Annotated in this window: 15 protein-coding genes; 9 read left to right on the forward strand and 6 right to left on the reverse strand. The window is 62.7% G+C overall.

What is annotated here, in order from left to right; all coding sequences use genetic code 11:
* Positions 1–47 precede the first annotated feature (47 nt).
* Positions 48–1,124 (reverse strand): 3-deoxy-7-phosphoheptulonate synthase, encoded by a 1,077-nt coding sequence (locus BLX42_RS05485; RefSeq protein ID WP_046787319.1) that lies wholly within the window; start codon positions 1,122–1,124, stop codon positions 48–50.
* Positions 1,125–1,357: 233 nt separating this feature from the next.
* Between BLX42_RS05485 and BLX42_RS05490 the strand changes: the two genes are divergently transcribed.
* The 3 genes from BLX42_RS05490 to cysB all read left to right on the forward strand — a co-directional run bounded on the left by BLX42_RS05490 (position 1,358) and on the right by cysB (position 4,011).
* Positions 1,358–2,305: a putative 2-dehydropantoate 2-reductase gene (locus BLX42_RS05490; protein ID WP_161871307.1), complete on the forward strand. Its 948-nt coding sequence runs from the start codon at positions 1,358–1,360 to the stop codon at positions 2,303–2,305.
* A 104-nt stretch (positions 2,306–2,409) separates the two neighbouring features.
* Positions 2,410–2,907, forward strand: coding sequence for a universal stress protein (locus BLX42_RS05495; protein ID WP_012313668.1), 498 nt, complete (start codon positions 2,410–2,412; stop codon positions 2,905–2,907).
* A gap of 129 nt (positions 2,908–3,036) precedes the next feature.
* The gene (cysB, locus tag BLX42_RS05500; RefSeq protein ID WP_046787317.1) at positions 3,037–4,011 is read left to right on the forward strand and encodes an HTH-type transcriptional regulator CysB; all 975 of its coding nucleotides are present in this window, start codon (positions 3,037–3,039) and stop codon (positions 4,009–4,011) included.
* A gap of 100 nt (positions 4,012–4,111) precedes the next feature.
* On the opposite strand, the gene BLX42_RS05505 is transcribed toward cysB, so the two are convergent.
* From BLX42_RS05505 to BLX42_RS05525, 5 genes are all read right to left on the reverse strand, one after another.
* The gene (locus BLX42_RS05505; RefSeq protein ID WP_046787316.1) at positions 4,112–4,846 is read right to left on the reverse strand and encodes a phosphoadenylyl-sulfate reductase; all 735 of its coding nucleotides are present in this window, start codon (positions 4,844–4,846) and stop codon (positions 4,112–4,114) included.
* Positions 4,847–4,965: 119 nt separating this feature from the next.
* On the reverse strand, positions 4,966–6,309 hold the full coding sequence (gene pabB / locus BLX42_RS05510) for an aminodeoxychorismate synthase component I (RefSeq protein ID WP_161871308.1): 1,344 nt from the start codon (positions 6,307–6,309) through the stop codon (positions 4,966–4,968).
* A gap of 130 nt (positions 6,310–6,439) precedes the next feature.
* Positions 6,440–7,420: an alpha-L-glutamate ligase-like protein gene (locus BLX42_RS05515; RefSeq protein WP_115275358.1), complete on the reverse strand. Its 981-nt coding sequence runs from the start codon at positions 7,418–7,420 to the stop codon at positions 6,440–6,442.
* Entirely contained in the window at positions 7,420–8,955 is a 1,536-nt protein-coding gene (locus BLX42_RS05520) for an inactive transglutaminase family protein (RefSeq protein WP_012313673.1), read from the reverse strand. The genes BLX42_RS05515 and BLX42_RS05520 overlap by 1 nt, the downstream gene beginning before the upstream one ends.
* Positions 8,956–8,960: 5 nt before the next feature.
* Positions 8,961–9,497: an ATP-dependent zinc protease gene (locus tag BLX42_RS05525; protein WP_046787313.1), complete on the reverse strand. Its 537-nt coding sequence runs from the start codon at positions 9,495–9,497 to the stop codon at positions 8,961–8,963.
* Positions 9,498–9,791: 294 nt separating this feature from the next.
* On the opposite strand from BLX42_RS05525, the gene BLX42_RS05530 reads away from it, so the two are divergent.
* The 6 genes from BLX42_RS05530 to prpD form a co-directional block, all read left to right on the forward strand.
* A complete protein-coding gene (locus BLX42_RS05530) occupies positions 9,792–10,496 on the forward strand; it encodes a GntR family transcriptional regulator (protein WP_046787312.1) in 705 nt (234 codons plus the stop codon).
* Between the two features lie 8 nt (positions 10,497–10,504).
* Positions 10,505–11,395, forward strand: coding sequence for a methylisocitrate lyase (gene prpB, locus BLX42_RS05535; RefSeq protein ID WP_012313676.1), 891 nt, complete (start codon positions 10,505–10,507; stop codon positions 11,393–11,395).
* Positions 11,396–11,479: 84 nt separating this feature from the next.
* Positions 11,480–12,607 carry a 2-methylcitrate synthase gene (gene prpC / locus BLX42_RS05540; protein WP_125923215.1) on the forward strand — a complete coding sequence of 376 codons (1,128 nt, stop codon included), beginning with the start codon at positions 11,480–11,482 and terminating at the stop codon, positions 12,605–12,607.
* A gap of 99 nt (positions 12,608–12,706) precedes the next feature.
* Entirely contained in the window at positions 12,707–15,295 is a 2,589-nt protein-coding gene (gene acnD / locus BLX42_RS05545; RefSeq protein WP_046787310.1) for a Fe/S-dependent 2-methylisocitrate dehydratase AcnD, read from the forward strand.
* Positions 15,296–15,435: 140 nt separating this feature from the next.
* Complete coding sequence (gene prpF / locus BLX42_RS05550; RefSeq protein ID WP_161871310.1) at positions 15,436–16,626, forward strand: 2-methylaconitate cis-trans isomerase PrpF; 1,191 nt, start codon at positions 15,436–15,438, stop codon at positions 16,624–16,626.
* A gap of 138 nt (positions 16,627–16,764) precedes the next feature.
* On the forward strand, positions 16,765–18,180 hold a 1,416-nt coding region (prpD, locus tag BLX42_RS05555; RefSeq protein WP_161871309.1), incomplete at its 3' end, for a 2-methylcitrate dehydratase.

An 18,180-nucleotide genomic window follows, 5' to 3' on the forward strand; every position in this document is an offset into this window, starting at 1 on the left:
ATGCGAAAACGCCGGGCTAAGCCCGGCGTTTCATTTTGTGGCCAAGCTCAGCCGCGCTTGCGCTTGGGCAGTACATCCTTGAGCTTGGCGTGCATGCTGCGCAGGGTGTTCTCTGTGGCAGACCAGTCGATGCAGGCGTCGGTGACCGATACGCCGTACTGCAGATCTTCCAGGTTCTTCGGGATCGACTGGGCGCCCCAGTTCAGGTGGCTTTCGACCATCAAGCCAATGATCGACTGGTTGCCTTCGAGGATCTGGTTGGCGACGTTCTCCATGACCAGCGGCTGCAAGGCCGGGTCCTTGTTGGAGTTGGCGTGGCTGCAGTCGACCATGATGTTGGCCTTGATCTTTGCCTTGGCCAGGTCCTGTTCGCACAGGGCGACACTTACCGAATCGTAGTTCGGCTTGCCGTTGCCGCCACGCAGCACTACGTGGCCGTAGGGGTTGCCCTTGGTAGTGACGATGGATACGCCGCCTTCCTGGTTGATGCCCAGGAAACGGTGCGGCTTGGATACCGACTGAAGGGCGTTGATGGCCACGGTCAGGCCGCCATCGGTGCCGTTCTTGAAGCCGACCGCCGAGGACAGGCCCGAGGCCATTTCACGGTGGGTCTGGGATTCGGTGGTGCGCGCGCCAATGGCCGACCAACTGATCAGGTCTTGCAGGTACTGCGGCGAGATCGGGTCGAGCGCTTCGGTGGCGGTTGGCAAGCCCATTTCGGCCAGGTCCAGCAGCAGTTGGCGGCCGATGTGCAGGCCGTCCTGGATCTTGAACGAGTCATCCAGATAAGGGTCGTTGATCAGGCCTTTCCAGCCGACCGTGGTGCGCGGCTTCTCGAAGTAAACACGCATTACCAGATACAGCGTGTCGGAAACTTCCTCAGCCAGCACCTTGAGGCGCTCAGCGTATTCGTGAGCGGCCTTGATGTCGTGGATCGAGCACGGGCCAACCACTACGAACAGGCGATGGTCTTTCCCGTCGAGGATATTGCGCACCACTTCGCGGCCGGCAGTAACGGTCTGCAAGGCTTTGGCGCTGAGGGGGATTTCCTTCTTGAGCTGATCGGGAGTGATCAAGGTCTCGTTGGAGGCAACGTTAAGGTCGTCGATCGGTAAATCAGCCATCGTGTTACTCGTCAGGTCACGGTGCCGGCCGCCAGCAATCCCCGTGCGGCCCAGCAGCAAGAATGTTCGCAGCGGGGAGCCGAACCTTAGCGCGTTACTGGGGGCGCGACAATGGGCTACAACGCGCCTGTGCAGGGTTTTTCCCTGGTGCAACAGGCTTGTCCTGCTATTTGGGTGCGCAAAATGCCTCAACAGGTGTAGAAAAGCACACCGACATTTATCAGGAGATCAGCATGGACCCTCGCAAACCACGCATTGGCATTATTGGCAGTGGTGCCATCGGCGGCTTTTATGGCCTGATGCTGGCGCGGGCCGGGTTTGACGTGCATTTTTTGCTGCGCAGTGAATTTGCGCAGGTTCGGGGGCATGGCCTGAGGCTGGAAAGCGCCGTGCACGGCGACTGGCGCATGCCGGTGCAGGCTTATGCCAGCGCTGCCGACATGCCGCCGTGCGATTGGTTGCTGGTGGGTGCAAAGGCGACCAGCAATGGCGAATTGGCGCCGCTGATTGCGCAGGCATCGGCACCCGATGCCAAGGTGGTGCTGCTGCAGAACGGGTTGGGTGTCGAGGAGCAGTTGCGGCCAGCGTTGCCCGGCAATCTGCACCTGCTCGGTGGCTTGTGCTTTATCTGTGTCAACCGCGTGAGCCCTGGTGTGATACGCCATCAGGCGCTGGGTGCGGTCAACCTGGGCTATCACAGCGGGCCCGCCAGCGACGGGGGGCTGAGCATCGTAGAGGAGGGCGCCAGGCTGTTCCGCGCCGCGGGTATCGACTCCCAGGCCATGGACGACCTCGGTCAGGCCCGCTGGCAGAAGCTGGTGTGGAATGTCCCCTACAACGGCCTTTCGGTGTTGCTTGGTGCCAGTACCTTACCGCTGATGGCAGATGCCGACAGCCGTGAGCTGGTTCGGGCGTTGATGGCTGAGGTGGTCCAGGCGGCCGCCGCCTGTGGTCACGAGCTGCCTGCCGGTTATGCCGAGCACTTGTTCCGGGTCACCGAGCAGATGCCCGACTACTGGCCGAGCATGTACCACGATCACGTCCAGCAGCGACCGCTGGAGCTTCAGGCTATCTATGCCGAGCCTCTGGCCCGGGCGCGCGCTGCGGGGTGCAGCCTGCCGCGCATGCAGATGCTCTACCAGGCACTGGCCTTCGTCGATCGCGCCAATCGCGCCGGCTGAAACCTCTACAGCCCGCATTGGCAGTGCGCCGGGCGGCCGAGCGAGCGCCCGGCGCGCTGCTAAGCTGAAGCTTGCTCTGCCGCCACGGCAGTCGAGGAGGTCGAATGATCCGCTCCATGCTGTACGCCACCGACCTCGGTGTCTACGCCCCTTTTGTCATGCAGCATGCCTTGGCCCTGGCCCGCACGTTCGGCGCGGAACTGTATGTGATTCATGCCGTAGAACCCATGGGGCAGTTCGCCGAATCCCTCCTGCAAAGCTACCTCGATGAGCAGACGCTCGATGCGTTGCATAGCGAGGGCGTCAATACGGTGATGGCCAACATCGAGCAGCGTGTGCTGGAGAACTTTCGCGAGGAGCTGGGCGAGGACGCGGACCTGGCGGTGATCAAGGCGGTCCGGGTGCGCCAGGGTGATCCGGCGCAGGTCATCCTGGAACAGGCGCAACGTTTGAGCGTGGACTTGCTGATTTTCGGCAGCCACAGCGCCGGTGCTGGGGTAGATGTGCCGATTGGCCGAACGGCTGTGCGCTTGCTGCAGTTGTCTGCGGTGCCGGTGTACATGGTGCCGCTTTCGCAGCATCTCGGCCGTAGGAAAACGTGAAGCTGATGGTGGGCAGTTTCGGAGCGGCATGTAACAAAATAGTTCTAGTTTTATTTCGAGAACCACTAATATAGTTATATCCCGTCGCTGCCTGCTGCCGCTGACTTACCGCTGATTCGAGGGAAACCTATGAAGCTTCAACAACTGCGCTACATCTGGGAAGTGGCGCACCACGACCTCAACGTCTCCGCGACGGCGCAGAGTCTGTACACCTCTCAGCCGGGGATCAGCAAACAAATCCGCCTGCTCGAGGATGAACTGGGTGTTGAAGTCTTTGCCCGCAGCGGCAAGCATCTGACCCGTGTCACTCCGGCAGGTGAGCGCATCATCAACACCGCTGGTGAAATCCTGCGCAAGGTCGAAAGCATCAAGCAGATCGCCCAGGAATTCTCCAACGAGAAGAAGGGTACGCTGTCCATCGCTACCACCCATACCCAGGCTCGCTATGCGCTGCCGCCGGTCATCAGCAGCTTCATCAAGCAGTACCCGGAAGTCGCCCTGCATATGCATCAGGGTTCACCCATGCAGATTGCCGAGATGGCTGCGGACGGTACCGTCGACTTTGCCATTGCCACCGAGGCGCTGGAGCTGTTCGGCGACCTGATCATGATGCCGTGCTACAAGTGGAACCGCTGCGTGGTGGTGCCGCAGGGTCACCCGCTGGCCAAATTGCCGAAGCTGACGCTGGAAGCTGTAGCCGAATACCCGATCGTCACCTATGTATTCGGGTTCACTGGCCGCTCCAAGCTGGATGAGGCCTTCAATCACCGCGGCCTGACGCCGAAGGTGGTGTTCACTGCTGCTGACGCCGACGTGATCAAGACTTACGTGCGCTTGGGGCTGGGCGTGGGCATCGTGGCCAAGATGGCGGTGGACAGCAAGCTGGACAGCGACCTGGTGGCGCTTGATGCCAGTGAGCTGTTCGAGGCCAGCATCACCAAGATCGGTTTCCGCCGCGGCACCTTCCTGCGCGGCTTCATGTGCGATTTCATTGAGAAATTTGCGCCGCACCTGACGCGTGAAGTGATGGCCAAGGCGATCCAGTGCCACAACAAGCAGGAACTCGAAGAGCTGTTTGCCGGTGTCGAGTTGCCGGTGCACTGAAAAGCAGCTTCAAGCTGCAAGCTTCGAGAAAGAGCAGCCCATGTGGGCTGCTCTTTCTTCTTGGGGCTTGCAGCTTATAGCTTGAGGCTTGCAGCTGCCTTCAGGCCTTGCTGATCAGGTTGCCGGCGTGCAGCCCGCATTCCTTCTGGGTCGACTCTTCCCACCACCAGCGGCCTTCACGTTCGTGCTGGTTCGGCAGTACCGGGCGGGTGCAGGGCTCGCAACCAATGCTGATGAAGCCGCGCTCGTGGAGGCTGTTGTACGGTAGCTCGAGCATTCGGATGTAGCCCCAGACTTCCGCGCTGGTCATCTGCGCCAGCGGGTTGAATTTGTACAGGGTGCGTTCCGCTGTGGAGAACGCGCTGTCGATTTCCAGTGCTGCCACCTGGCTGCGGGTGCCTGGGCTCTGGTCGCGGCGCTGGCCGGTGGCCCAGGCGCTGACAGTGGCGAGCTTGCGCCGCAGTGGCTCGATCTTGCGGATGCCACAGCACTCGCCATGGCCGTCCTTGTAGAAACTGAACAGGCCCTTTTCCTGAACGAACGGGTCGAGTTTGGCGCGGTCCGGGCTGAGGATCTCGATCGGCAGGCTGTACTGCTCACGCACCTGGTCGATGAACCGGTAAGTCTCAGGGTGCAGGCGGCCGGTGTCGAGGCTGAACACCTTGACCTGCTTGTTCAGCTTCCAGGCCATGTCGACCAGCACCACGTCCTCGGCACCGCTGAAAGAAATCCACAGGTCGTCGCCAAAGTGCTCGAAGGCGAGCTTGAGAATGTCCTGCGGGGATTTGCTGGCGTAGGTCGCGGCCAGGGCGGCGACGTCGAAGGGTTGGCTCATCAGGCGGTTTCCATCTTGGCTGTGGCGCTGTGCGCTCGTAATGAGGTGATGGTAACAAAAAATGGCAGGCTAGACGCTGTGCCTGCACCGGCCCTGGGCCGGCGCAGGCAAACACTGGGTCACAGGCTCTGCAAGGTCTCCATCAATACCCGTACCTTGGCGATCGATTCTTCGTATTCCGATTGCCAGTCGGAGTCCGCCACCACCGCGCCGCCGCCCCAGCAGCTGACCTGCCCATCCTTGACCAGCAGGCTGCGAATGGCGATGGAACTGTCCATTTCACCGCGCACATCCACGTACAGCAAGGACCCGCAATACAGCGCGCGGCGGCTGGGCTCCAGCTCGTCGATGATCTGCATGGCGCGAATCTTGGGGGCGCCGGTGATCGAACCGCCTGGGAAGCTGTCGCCGATCAGGTCCAGGGCGTCCTTGTCGGTGGCCAGTTGCCCGGTGACGCTGCTGACCAGATGGTGCACGTTGGGGTAGCTTTCCAGGCTGAACAGCTCTGGCACCTTCACCGAACCGATCTGGCAAGTGCGGCCCAGGTCGTTACGCAGCAGGTCCACGATCATCAGGTTTTCCGAGCGGTCCTTGGGGCTCTGGCGCAGCGCCTCGGCATTGCGGGCGTCTTCTGCCGGGTCGGCAGAGCGCGGGCGGGTGCCCTTGATCGGGCGGGTCTCCACTTGCCCCTGGCTGACGCGGATGAAGCGTTCTGGAGAAAAGCTCAGCAGTGCGCTGCCGTCGGCCAGTTGCTGGTAGCCAGAGAACGGCGTCGGGCAGGCCTTGCGCAAGGCCTGGTAGGCGCGCCAGGGGTCGCCCTGGCAAGGTGCGCGGAAGCGTTGGGTCAGGTTGATCTGGTAGCAATCGCCGGCCTGAATGTAGCGCTGTACCTGATCGAATGCTGCCTCGTATTGCCCTGGCTGCAAATCACCCGTCATGGCGGCGAGCAGGCGGAAATCGCCGCTTGCAGCGTTGTCGGTGTCTTCAAACAAGGCGATGAGGCGCTCGCGCTCGTCATCAGCCAGCTGGGGGTGGAACACCAGTTGGCTGGTGCCATGCTGGTGGTCGGTCACCAGCGCCCAGCCATACAACCCAAGCTGGGCGTCGGGCAGGCCGAGGTCATCCGTGGCGAGGCAGGGCAGGTGCTCCAGGCGTCGGCCGAAGTCGTAGCTGAGGTAGCCGATCAGGCCGCCGGCAAATGGCAGCTCGACACCACCTGGCAACTGCGCAGGGCCCAGTTGTTTCAGGCTGGCGCGAAGCCGTTGCAGGAAGGCCCGGCCATCTTCGTCGGGCAGCACCTGCAAGTGTTGCAGCGGCCAGGCGCTGAGCAGGTCGAAGCGGCCGCGCTCGGCGCCTGGGCGGGCGCTGTCGAGCAGGATCGCCCCGGGCGCCTGGCGCAGGCGGGCGAAGTATGCGGCGGGGTCGGGCTGATAGGGCAGGGGGTAGAGCGTACAGGTCGGCATCAGTGTGGACGGCGATGTAAAAGCGAGGAGGGCGATTGTAGACCTGCGCAGGAAATGCGCCTAGCGCCAGTGTGACTTTCAGGCAGTGGGTTGAAGCCATCGCCGGCTTGCCGGCGATGGGGCAGAGCTATCAGCCCGGATGCACGTGCCCGAACAGGCTTTGCGCGACCCGGACACGCTGTTCGGCATCCTCGGTCACACCGTCCTTGGCCAGCGCCTCGATGTGCGCCTCGATGGCATGGGTGCGTTGGGTCAGCCCGGTGTCGTTGGCGATCTGGATGTTCAGGCCAGGGCGGGCATTGAGTTCGAGAATCAACGGCCCCTTGTCCTGGTCCAGCACCATGTCCACACCGATGTAGCCCAGGCCGCACAGCTCATAGCAGCCGGCTGCCAGCTTCATGAAGCCGTCCCAGTTCGGCAGCTGTACGCCATCCACCGCATTGGTGGTATCCGGGTGCTTGCTGATGATGTTGTTCAGCCAGGTACCGCGCAGGGTCACTCCGGTGGCCAGGTCCACACCTACGCCGATGGCGCCCTGGTGCAGGTTGGCCTTGCCGCCGGACTGGCGGGTCGGCAGGCGCAGCATGGCCATTACCGGGTAGCCCATCAGCACGATGATGCGGATGTCCGGCACACCTTCGTAACTGATGCTCTTGAAGATCTGGTCGGGGGTTACCCGGTACTCGATCAGCGCGCGGTCGCGGTGCCCGCCGAGCGAGTACAGGCCGGTCAGGATGCTGGAGACCTGATGCTCGATCTCTTCATGGCTGATGATCTTGCCGGAAACGGTGCGGTAGCGGTCCTCGAAGCGGTCGGCAATCACCAGGATGCCGTCACCGCCGGCCCCCTGGGCCGGCTTGATGACGAAGTCGTTGCGCCCGCCGATGATCTCGTGAAGCTTGTCGATCTGCTTCTCGGTCTCGATGATGCCGTACATTTCAGGCACGTGAATGCCCGCTGCCAGCGCACGCTCCTTGGTGATGATCTTGTCGTCGACGATCGGGTACAGGTTGCGCTTGTTGTACTTGAGCACATAGTCGGCATTGCGCCGGTTGATACCCATGATGCCCCGGGCCTCCAGGGCTTTCCACGTCTTGATCAGGCCAAACATCAGGCGTCAGCCTTCTTCAGGAATGCCTTGAAGCGCACCAGCTCGGTCAGGCGGTAGCCGCGGTAGCGACCCATCGCCAGCATGAAGCCCACCAGGATCAGCAGTACCGCCGGGAAGGTGAAGACGAAGTACACCAGCTCCGGCACCATCATCAGCAGGTGGGCAAGCGACGCTGCGAACAGGGTGCCGATCGCCACTTTCATGGCATGACCGCCGCCGCGTTCTTCCCAGGTGATCGACAGGCGCTCGATGGTCATGGTCAGGATCACCATCGGGAACAGCGCTACCGACAGGCCGCGTTCCAGCCCCAGCTTGTGGCTGAACAGGCTGATGGCGGCAATCAATACCACGACGAAGGTCAGTACCACCGAGAGGCGCGGCAGCATCTGCAGCTTGAGGTGCTCCAGGTAGGAGCGCAGCGACAGGCCCAATGCGGTGATCACGGTGAACAGCACGATGCCGAAGCCCAGCTGGGTCTCGCGGAACGCCAGGGCGATCAGTACCGGTGTGAACGTGCCCAGGGTCTGGATGCCGATCAGGTTGCGCAGGACCAGGATCACCAGCACGCCGATCGGGATCATCACCATGATCATGAAGGTCTGCTGGGTCTGCAGCGGCAGGCCGTACAGCGAGTACTCGAGGAAGTCGGCGTCGGTGTTCTCGTCGGTCAGCTTGGCCAGGCGGATGGCGTTCATCTCGCTGTTGTTCATGCTGAAAGTGACGTTGGCTTTCTTGCCGCCATCGACGGTGACCAGGTTGTCATCACCGGTCCACCACAGCAGGCGGTCGCTGGGCAGGCCCTGCTCACCGGTGTCCGGGTTGAAGTACAGCCAGTCGCTGCCGTTGAAGCTGCGCAGCCAGAGCTCGGGGGACTGCGGCGTATCGGCCACCAGGCGGATGGTATGGACCTTTTCCATCGGTACATGCGCGATCGACAGCAGCAGGTCGATGACCTGGGCCTTCTTCATGGGCGAGGTATCGCCGGCCAGCAGCAGCTTGACGTTGTCGTCGTTGAGGTTGTTCACCCGCTTGATGGTTTCGCTGACGAAGGTCTCGACGTCCGCCGAGTGCTGGCGGATCGGCGCCATCAGGGCTTCGGCGGCGATCTTCTCGGGGCCTTCTACGGCAAGGCTGTCACGGAAGGTCGGGCCTTTGATGGCGGCCTTTTCGCTGCTGTAGCGCTTGGTCAGCACCAGGCGGTAATAGAGGGTCTGGTTGCCGCTGGCGCGGCGTGCCGACCAGGTTACCTTGCGGTTGCCATCGGCGCGGTTGACGCTGACCCCGTAGTTGTTGGAGATGAAGCTCTCGTTGAGGCTGACATAGTCGCGGTTCAGCGGCGGTACGAACATTTGTACCTTGACCGGGTCCTTGCTGCTGGCGACGAACTCGACCTTGGCGTCGATGTTCCAAAGGTCGTCGGTTTCGTCTTCGGTCACCGGGATGCCGAGGAAGAAGATCTGATAGGCCGTGACCGCCACGCCCAACAGCACCAGTACGGTGATCAGGACTTTCAGATGGAGGGTAAGAGAGCGCATCGGGATTACTCTGCTTTGGGAGCGTCGGTGGCACAGGCAGGTTTGCCGGCCGCGTATTTAAGGCTTGGGTCGACCAGCGCGTCGAAGTGCTTGAGCGCCTCGGAACCGATCAGCAGCGGGAACTGGAACGCGCTGCGGTCGGTGAGGTTGACTTCGATGGTGCGCAGGGCCTGGCCCATGCAGATTTCGAGTTCGATGACCGGGCGGGCGGTATAGGCCTTGCCCGATTCGGCATCATAGTCGCCTGCGCGGCGCTTGATCTTGCTGACCCGCGCCAACGGGCGTTCGATGGGGTGCGAATGGGCGGCATCTATCGCCAGGTAGAAACGCACCCAGCTCTCGCCGTCGCGCTTGAAGCGCTTGATGTCGCGGGCACTCAGGGATGCGGTCTTGGCGCCGGTGTCGAGTTTGGCGGCCACTTCCAGGTCGAGGTCCCCGAGGCGGGCGTATTCGTTAAGACCGTACACGGTCTTGCCCGCCGCCTGGCCAAGGGCCGGCAGCAGGGTGAGGCATGACAGCAATAAAACGGGTGTAAGTCTCATAGTCCTGGCGCGGTGCTGTGCAAGGTTCGGGGCAAGGCGACTGGCAGGTACTGCGCAAGCTTCCTCGGTTCGTCTGTCAACAACATGAATGGATGACAGAAACGCTATCCATACTCCGTTGGAGGCGCGGCATTCTATCACGCCGATGCCTTGGCGCCAGCGCGTCGCGATCTGACAACGCCATCACTCACTAAGTTCGCGCTCAGACAATTGTCGACAATGTTCATTTTTTCTTTGACTGAATGGGCTTGTTTCGCTAGTTTCTCCTCAATGGCTTATCAAGGTGTCAACAATATGCTGGACCTCATTACCCCCAGCCCTTCAGCGCCGGATGAAACGGAAACCTTGTCCGAGCATGTCTTCCGGCGCATCCAGGCCGCGATCGTCAAGGGGGAAATAGCCCCGGGCAGCAAAATCTCCGAGCCGGAGCTGGCGCGCACCTATGGCATCAGCCGTGGCCCGCTGCGTGAGGCCATCCATCGTCTGGAGGGCCAGCGCCTGCTGGTGCGGGTGCCACATGTAGGTGCGCGCGTGGTGTCGCTCAACCATGCCGAGCTGATCGAGCTGTACGAAATCCGTGAGTCGCTGGAGGGCATGGCTTGCCGCCTGGCGGCCGAGCGCATGAGCCAAGGCGATATCGACGAGTTGCGCCGGGTGCTGGACACCCACGAACGCGACGCGGCGTTCCAGGCGGGGGTGGGTTACTACCAGCAGGAAGGCGATTACGACTTCCATTACCGGATCATCCAGGGCAGCGGCAACCAGACCCTGGTCAAGATGCTCTGCGGCGAGCTGTACCAGCTGGTGCGCATGTACCGCATCCAGTTTTCCGCCACGCCCAACCGCCCGCGCCAGGCCTTCGCCGAACACCACCGCATCCTCGATGCCATCGCCGATCGTGACGGCGAGCTGGCCGAACTCCTGATGCGCCGCCACATCGGCGCGTCCAAACGCAATATCGAGCGCCACTACCTGGACGCCAACAACAATAGCCTTTGAGGTGAGAAATGACTGTGAAGAGCACCCCTGGTCAGCGTTTTCGCGATGCCGTTGCCGCCGAACATCCACTGCAGGTGGTCGGCGCCATCAACGCCAACCATGCGCTGCTGGCCAAGCGCGCCGGCTTCAAGGCCATCTACCTGTCCGGTGGCGGTGTCGCCGCCGGTTCGCTGGGCTTGCCGGACCTGGGCATAACCGGTCTTGATGACGTGCTGACCGATGTGCGGCGCATCACCGACGTCTGCGACCTGCCATTGCTGGTAGATGTCGACACCGGCTTCGGTGCTTCGGCCTTCAACGTTGCGCGCACGGTGCGTTCGATGAGCAAGTTCGGTGCCGCCGCCATCCATATCGAAGACCAGGTAGGCGCCAAGCGCTGCGGCCACCGGCCGAACAAGGAAATCGTCTCCCAGCAGGAGATGGTCGACCGCATCAAGGCTGCGGTCGATGCCCGTACCGATGACAGCTTCGTGATCATGGCACGTACCGATGCCCTGGCTGTGGAAGGCCTGAACGCAGCGCTGGACCGCGCCGCCGCCTGCATCGAGGCCGGCGCCGACATGATTTTCCCTGAGGCCATTACCGAACTGCAGATGTACAAGACCTTCGCCGACCGGGTGAAGGCGCCGATCCTGGCCAACATCACCGAGTTCGGTGCCACGCCGCTGTTCACCACCCAAGAGCTGGCTGGCGTGGACGTGTCGTTGGTGCTTTACCCGCTGTCGGCGTTCCGCGCCATGAACAAGGCGGCCGAGAATGTCTACACCGCGCTGCGTCGCGACGGCACGCAGAAGAATGTGATCGACACCATGCAGACCCGCATGGAGCTCTACGATGCCATTGGCTACCACGCATTCGAGCAGAGCCTCGATGCCTTGTTTGCGCAGAAAAAAGGTTGAGCCAATGCCGGCGATAGGGCCGGTACAGGCACCCTGATTTAGCCAGAACGATATCCATAACAAATTCAAGAAAGGAGAAACACCATGGCCGAAGCAAAAGTACTCAGTGGCGCAGGCCTGCGTGGCCAGGTGGCCGGCCAGACCGCTCTGTCGACCGTCGGCCAGGCCGGCGCCGGCCTGACTTACCGGGGTTATGATGTGCGCGACCTGGCAGCAGGCGCCGAATTCGAAGAAGTGGCCTACCTGCTGCTATACGGCGAGTTGCCCAGCAAGGCAGAACTTGCCGATTACAAACACAAGCTCAAGGGCCTGCGCGACCTGCCGCAGGCGCTGAAAGAAGTGCTCGAGCGCATCCCGCGCGACGCGCACCCGATGGACGTCATGCGCACCGGCTGCTCGGTGCTGGGTACGCTGGAGCCGGAGTTGACCTTCGACGCCCAGCACGACAAGACCGACCGCCTGCTGGCGCTGTTCCCGGCGGTGATGTGCTATTGGTACCGCTTCACCCACCATGGCGTACGTATCGACTGCACCAGCGATGAAGACACCCTGGGCGGGCATTTCCTGCACCTGCTGCACGGCAAGAAGCCGAGCGAGTTGCATGTCAAGGTAATGAACGTTTCGCTGATCCTGTATGCAGAGCACGAGTTCAACGCATCGACCTTCACCGCCCGGGTCTGCGCCTCGACGCTATCGGACCTGTACTCCTGCATCACCGCGGCCATCGGCTCGCTGCGCGGCCCACTGCACGGCGGTGCCAACGAGGCGGCGATGGAGCTGATCGAGCGCTTCCAGAACCCGCAGGAAGCCACCGCAGAGTTGCTGCGCATGCTTGAGCGCAAGGACAAGATCATGGGCTTTGGCCATGCCATCTACAAAGAGTCCGATCCGCGCAACGAGGTGATCAAGGGTTGGTCGAAGCAGCTGGCCGACGCAGTCGGTGACAAGGTGCTGTTCCCGGTCTCAGAAGCCATCGACAAGACCATGTGGGAGCAGAAGCGTCTGTTCCCCAACGCCGATTTCTACCATGCCTCGGCGTATCACTTCATGGGCATCCCGACCAAGCTGTTCACCCCGATCTTTGTCTGCTCGCGCCTGACCGGCTGGGCAGCGCACGTGTTCGAACAGCGCGCCAACAACCGCATCATCCGCCCGAGCGCCGAGTATGTCGGCGTCGAGCAGCGCCAGTTCGTGCCAATCGAGCAGCGCTGAAACAACAGGCCCTATAGCGACCCTGTGGGAGCTGCTCCCACAGTGATTGCAGGGCCTGTGCGTTCATCCACGACCGTACCGTGACCGAGCCGATATTCTATGAACACTGCATACCGCAAAGCCCTGCCAGGCACTGACCTGGACTATTTCGATGCCCGTGCCGCGGTCGAGGCCATCAAGCCCGGTGCCTACGACAACCTGCCTTACACCTCGCGCGTGCTCGCCGAAAACCTGGTGCGCCGCTGCGACCCTGCAACCCTGAACGCCTCGCTCGGCCAGCTGATCGAACGCAAGCGCGACCTCGACTTCCCGTGGTTCCCGGCGCGCGTGGTGTGCCACGACATCCTCGGCCAGACCGCGCTGGTCGACCTCGCCGGCCTGCGTGACGCCATCGCCGAGAAAGGTGGCGACCCGGCGGCAGTCAACCCGGTCGTGCCGGTGCAACTGATCGTCGATCACTCGCTGGCCGTCGAGTGCGGTGGCTTCGACCCGCAGGCCTTTGACAAGAACCGCGCCATTGAAGACCGTCGCAACGAAGACCGCTTCCATTTCATCAACTGGACCAAGAAGGCGTTCAAGAACGTCGATGTGATCCAGCCCGGTAACGGCATCATGCACCAGATCAATCTGGAGAAAATGTCGCCGGTGATCCACAGCGATCGCGGTGTGGCCTACCCGGACACCTGCGTGGGCACCGACAGCCATACTCCACATGTCGACGCGCTGGGCGTGATCGCCATCGGCGTCGGCGGCCTGGAAGCTGAAAATGTCATGCTGGGCCGTGCCTCGTGGATGCGCCTGCCGGAAATCGTCGGCGTGGAGCTGCGCGGCAAGCTGGCGCCCAACATCACCGCCACCGACCTGGTGCTGGCCTTGACCGAGTTCCTGCGCAAGCAGAAAGTCGTTGGCGCCTACCTCGAGTTCTACGGCGAAGGTGCACGCGCCCTGACGCTCGGTGACCGTGCGACCATCTCCAACATGGCGCCGGAATATGGTGCAACCGCTGCGATGTTCGCGATCGACCAGCAGACCATCGACTACCTGAAGCTGACCGGCCGTGAAGATCAGCAGGTTAAGCTGGTGGAAACCTACGCCAAGGCCACGGGCTTGTGGGCTGACGCGTTGGCCACGGCCGAATACGAACGCGTGCTGAACTTCGACCTGTCGAGCGTGGTGCGCAACATGGCCGGACCGTCCAACCCGCATGCCCGGGTTGCCACCAGTGAGTTGGCAGCCAAGGGCATCGCCGGCGCCTGGGATGAGGTGCCGGGGCAGATGCCTGACGGCGCAGTGATCATCGCTGCGATTACCAGTTGCACCAACACCAGCAACCCGCGCAACGTGATCGCCGCTGGCCTGCTGGCGCGCAATGCCAACAAGCTCGGCCTGGCGCGCAAGCCGTGGGTCAAGTCGTCGCTCGCGCCCGGCTCCAAGGCCGTGCAGCTGTACCTGGAGGAAGCGGGGCTGGAGAAGGAGCTGGAGCAACTGGGCTTCGGTATCGTCGCCTTCGCCTGCACCACCTGCAACGGCATGTCCGGTGCTTTGGACCCGGTGATCCAGCAGGAAATCATCGACCGTGACCTCTACGCGACGGCGGTGCTCTCGGGCAACCGCAACTTCGATGGGCGCATCCACCCGTACGCCAAGCAGGCATTTCTCGCTTCGCCGCCGCTGGTGGTGGCCTATGCCATTGCCGGTACTATCCGCTTCGACATCGAGAAGGATGTACTGGGCGTAGTCGATGGTCAGGAAATCCGCCTCAAGGACATCTGGCCAAGCGACGAAGAGATCGACGCGGTGGTGCGCGCTGCGGTCAAGCCGGAGCAGTTCCGCAAGGTCTACATCCCGATGTTCGCTATCGAGCAAGACCGTGGGCCGAAAGTGGCGCCGCTTTACGAGTGGCGCCCGATGAGTACCTATATCCGCCGCCCGCCCTACTGGGAAGGCGCCCTGGCCGGTGAGCGCACGTTGCGCGGCATGCGTCCGTTGGCGGTGCTGCCCGACAACATCACCACCGACCACCTGTCACCTTCCAATGCCATCCTGCTCGACAGCGCGGCGGGTGAATACCTGGCCAAGATGGGCCTGCCGGAGGAGGACTTCAACTCCTACGCCACGCACCGCGGCGACCACCTGACGGCGCAGCGTGCCACCTTCGCCAACCCCAAGCTGTTCAACGAGATGGTGCGCAAACCCGATGGCAGCGTGCAGCAGGGTTCGCTGGCGCGCCTGGAGCCGGAGGGCAAGGTGACCCGGATGTGGGAAGCCATCGAAACCTACATGCAGCGCAAGCAGCCGCTGATCATCGTTGCCGGTGCCGACTATGGGCAAGGCTCGTCCCGCGACTGGGCGGCCAAGGGCGTGCGGCTGGCGGGCGTCGAGGCGATCGTGGCCGAAGGCTTCGAGCGCATTCACCGCACCAACCTGGTGGGCATGGGCGTGTTGCCGCTCGAATTCCTGCCGGGCACCGACCGCAAGACCCTGGGCCTGGATGGCAGCGAGACCTATGACGTGGCAGGTGAGCGCAAGCCGCGTGCAACCCTGACGCTGGTGGTCACGCGCAGCAATGGCGAACGGGTCGAGGTACCGGTGACCTGCCGGCTCGATACCGCCGAAGAGGTGTCGATCTACGAGGCGGGCGGGGTATTGCAGCGCTTTGCCCAGGATTTCCTCGAAGCCACCGCCTGAGCTTGAAAAGCGGGGCCGCGTTGCGGCCCTTTCGCGACGCAAGGCCGCTCCTACCGGGGGCTGTAGGAGCGGCCTTGCGTCGCGAAGGGCTGCAAAGCAGCCCCAAGGGTATTTCGCCGGACTATCAGGACAGCACAACCATGGCACACGCACCACAAATCAAGATCCCCGCCACCTACATCCGCGGCGGCACCAGCAAAGGCGTGTTCTTCCGCCTGCAAGACCTCCCTGAACGAGCCCAGGTCCCAGGGCCGGCCCGTGACGCACTGCTCCTGCGGGTCATCGGTAGCCCCGACCCCTACGCCAAGCAGATCGACGGCATGGGCGGCGCCACCTCAAGCACCAGCAAAACCGTGATCCTGTCGCAAAGCGCCAAGCCCGAGCACGACGTCGACTACCTGTTCGGCCAGGTAGCCATCGACAAGGCCTTCGTCGACTGGAGCGGCAACTGCGGCAACCTGTCTGCTGCTGTCGGCTCGTTCGCCATCAGCAGTGGCTTGGTCGAGCCGTCGCGCATCCCGCGCAATGGCGTTGCCACCGTGCGTATCTGGCAGGTCAATATCGGCAAGACCATCATCGCTCATGTGCCGATCACCGAGGGCGAAGTGCAGGAAACCGGCGACTTCGAACTCGACGGTGTGACGTTCCCGGCGGCTGAGGTGCAGTTGGAGTTCCTTGAGCCGGCGGCCGATGAGGGCGAAGGCGGCGGGGCGATGTTCCCTACCGGCAATCTGGTGGATGACCTGGAGGTGCCCGGTGTCGGTACCTTCAAAGCCACTTTGATCAACGCGGGGATCCCGACCATTTTCGTCAATGCCGACGATGTCGGCTATGCCGGTACCGAGCTGCAGGATGCGATCAACGGCGATGCCCAGGCGCTGACGCGTTTCGAGGCGATCCGTGCCCATGGCGCCGTGCGCATGGGGCTGATCGAGCATGTCGACCAGGCGGCCGGGCGTCAGCACACGCCGAAGGTGGCTTTCGTTGCGCCGCCAAGCACCTACACTGCGTCCAGTGGCAAGGCTGTCGAGGCGGCTGACATCGACCTGCTGGTGCGTGCACTTTCCATGGGCAAGTTGCACCACGCGATGATGGGTACTGCTGCGGTGGCCATCGGTACCGCTGCTGCCATTCCAGGTACGTTGGTCAACCTCGCTGCTGGCGGGGGCGAGCGCAGTGCCGTGCGCTTCGGCCATCCCTCCGGCACCTTGCGGGTCGGGGCTCAGGCCAGCCAGGTGGATGGTGAGTGGACGGTCACCAAGGCAATCATGAGTCGTAGTGCCCGGGTGTTGATGGAAGGCTGGGTAAGGGTGCCTGGCGACAGCTTCTGACGCACCATTGGCGCTTGGCTTTGAACCAGCAGGGCCGCTGTGCGGCCCGTCGCTGGCAATCCGGTTCCTGCATTGACCGTGTGGGAGCCGGCTTGCCGGCGATGGGCTGCTTAGCAGCCCCAATCAAAGGAGCTGCAAATGAGCGCCAACGTGGACCTGAACGAGCGTCCTGACTACGACGGGGTGCTGCAAACCCTTGCCGATTACGTTCTCACCTACCGCGTCGAATCCCCCGAGGCGCTGGACACCGCGCGCAATTGCCTGATGGACACCTTGGGCTGCGGCCTGTTGGCCCTGCGCTTTCCAGAGTGCACCAAGCACCTCGGCCCGCTGGTGGAGGGTACAGTGGTGCCCAATGGCGCCCGGGTGCCCGGCACCAGCTACCGGCTGGACCCGGTCAAGGCCGCCTGGGATATCGGCTGCACCGTGCGTTGGCTGGATTACAACGACACCTGGCTTGCCGCCGAGTGGGCCCACCCTTCCGATAACCTTGGGGGGATCCTCGCGGTGGCCGATCACCTGTCGCAAAAGCAGGTAGCCAAAGGTGAAGGCCCTCTGCTCATGCGTGAAGTGCTCGAGGCGATGGTCATGGCCCATGAGATCCAGGGTGTGCTGGCGCTGGAAAACGCCTTCAATCGTGTCGGCCTCGACCACGTGCTGTTGGTCAAGGTGGCCTCCACGGCCGTGTGCGCCAAGCTGATGGGGGCCAACCGTGAACAATTGCTCTCGGCCTTGTCCCATGCCTTTGTCGATGGCCAGGCTTTACGCACCTACCGCCATGCACCCAACGCTGGCTCGCGCAAGTCGTGGGCCGCCGGCGATGCTTCGAGCCGTGGTGTGCGCCTGGCCGATATCGCGCTGCGTGGCGAGATGGGGGTACCCGGGGTGCTGACCGCGCCGCAGTGGGGCTTTTATGACGTGTCGTTCAGCCATACCAACAAGGACCTGGCGCTCAAGCCGTCTGCCCAGCAGACGCTGCGGGTACCGCAGGCGTTGGCCAGCTACGTGATGGAGAACGTGTTGTTCAAGGTCAGTTTCCCGGCCGAGTTCCACGCCCAGACCGCCTGCGAAGCCGCGGTCAGCCTGCACCCGCAAGTGCGCAACCGCCTGCACGAAGTCGACCGTATCGTCATCACCACCCAGGAATCGGCCATTCGCATCATCTCCAAGGTCGGCCCGCTGGCCAATGCTGCTGACCGCGACCACTGCCTGCAGTACATGGTGGCGGTGCCGCTTATATTCGGCCATCTGGTGGCCGAGCATTACGAAGATGCCTTCCACGCCGCCCACCCGAGCATCGACCGTCTGCGCGAAAAGATGGAGGTGGTCGAGGACCCTCGTTTCAGCCGTGAATACCTGGAGCCGGACAAACGCTCGATCGCCAATGGCTTGCAGGTGTTCTTCAAGGATGGCAGCAGTACCGAGCAGGTGGTGGTGGAGTACCCGGTCGGGCACCGGCGCCGGCGCGGCGAGGGCATCCCTTTGCTGGAGGCCAAGTTCAGGGACAACCTGGCGACGCGGTTTGCGCCTCAGCGTTGCCTGGAGATTTTCGAG

The organism is Pseudomonas sp. SG-MS2 (assembly GCF_009933855.1).
In the GTDB taxonomy this organism is placed as follows: domain Bacteria; phylum Pseudomonadota; class Gammaproteobacteria; order Pseudomonadales; family Pseudomonadaceae; genus Aquipseudomonas; species Aquipseudomonas putida_E.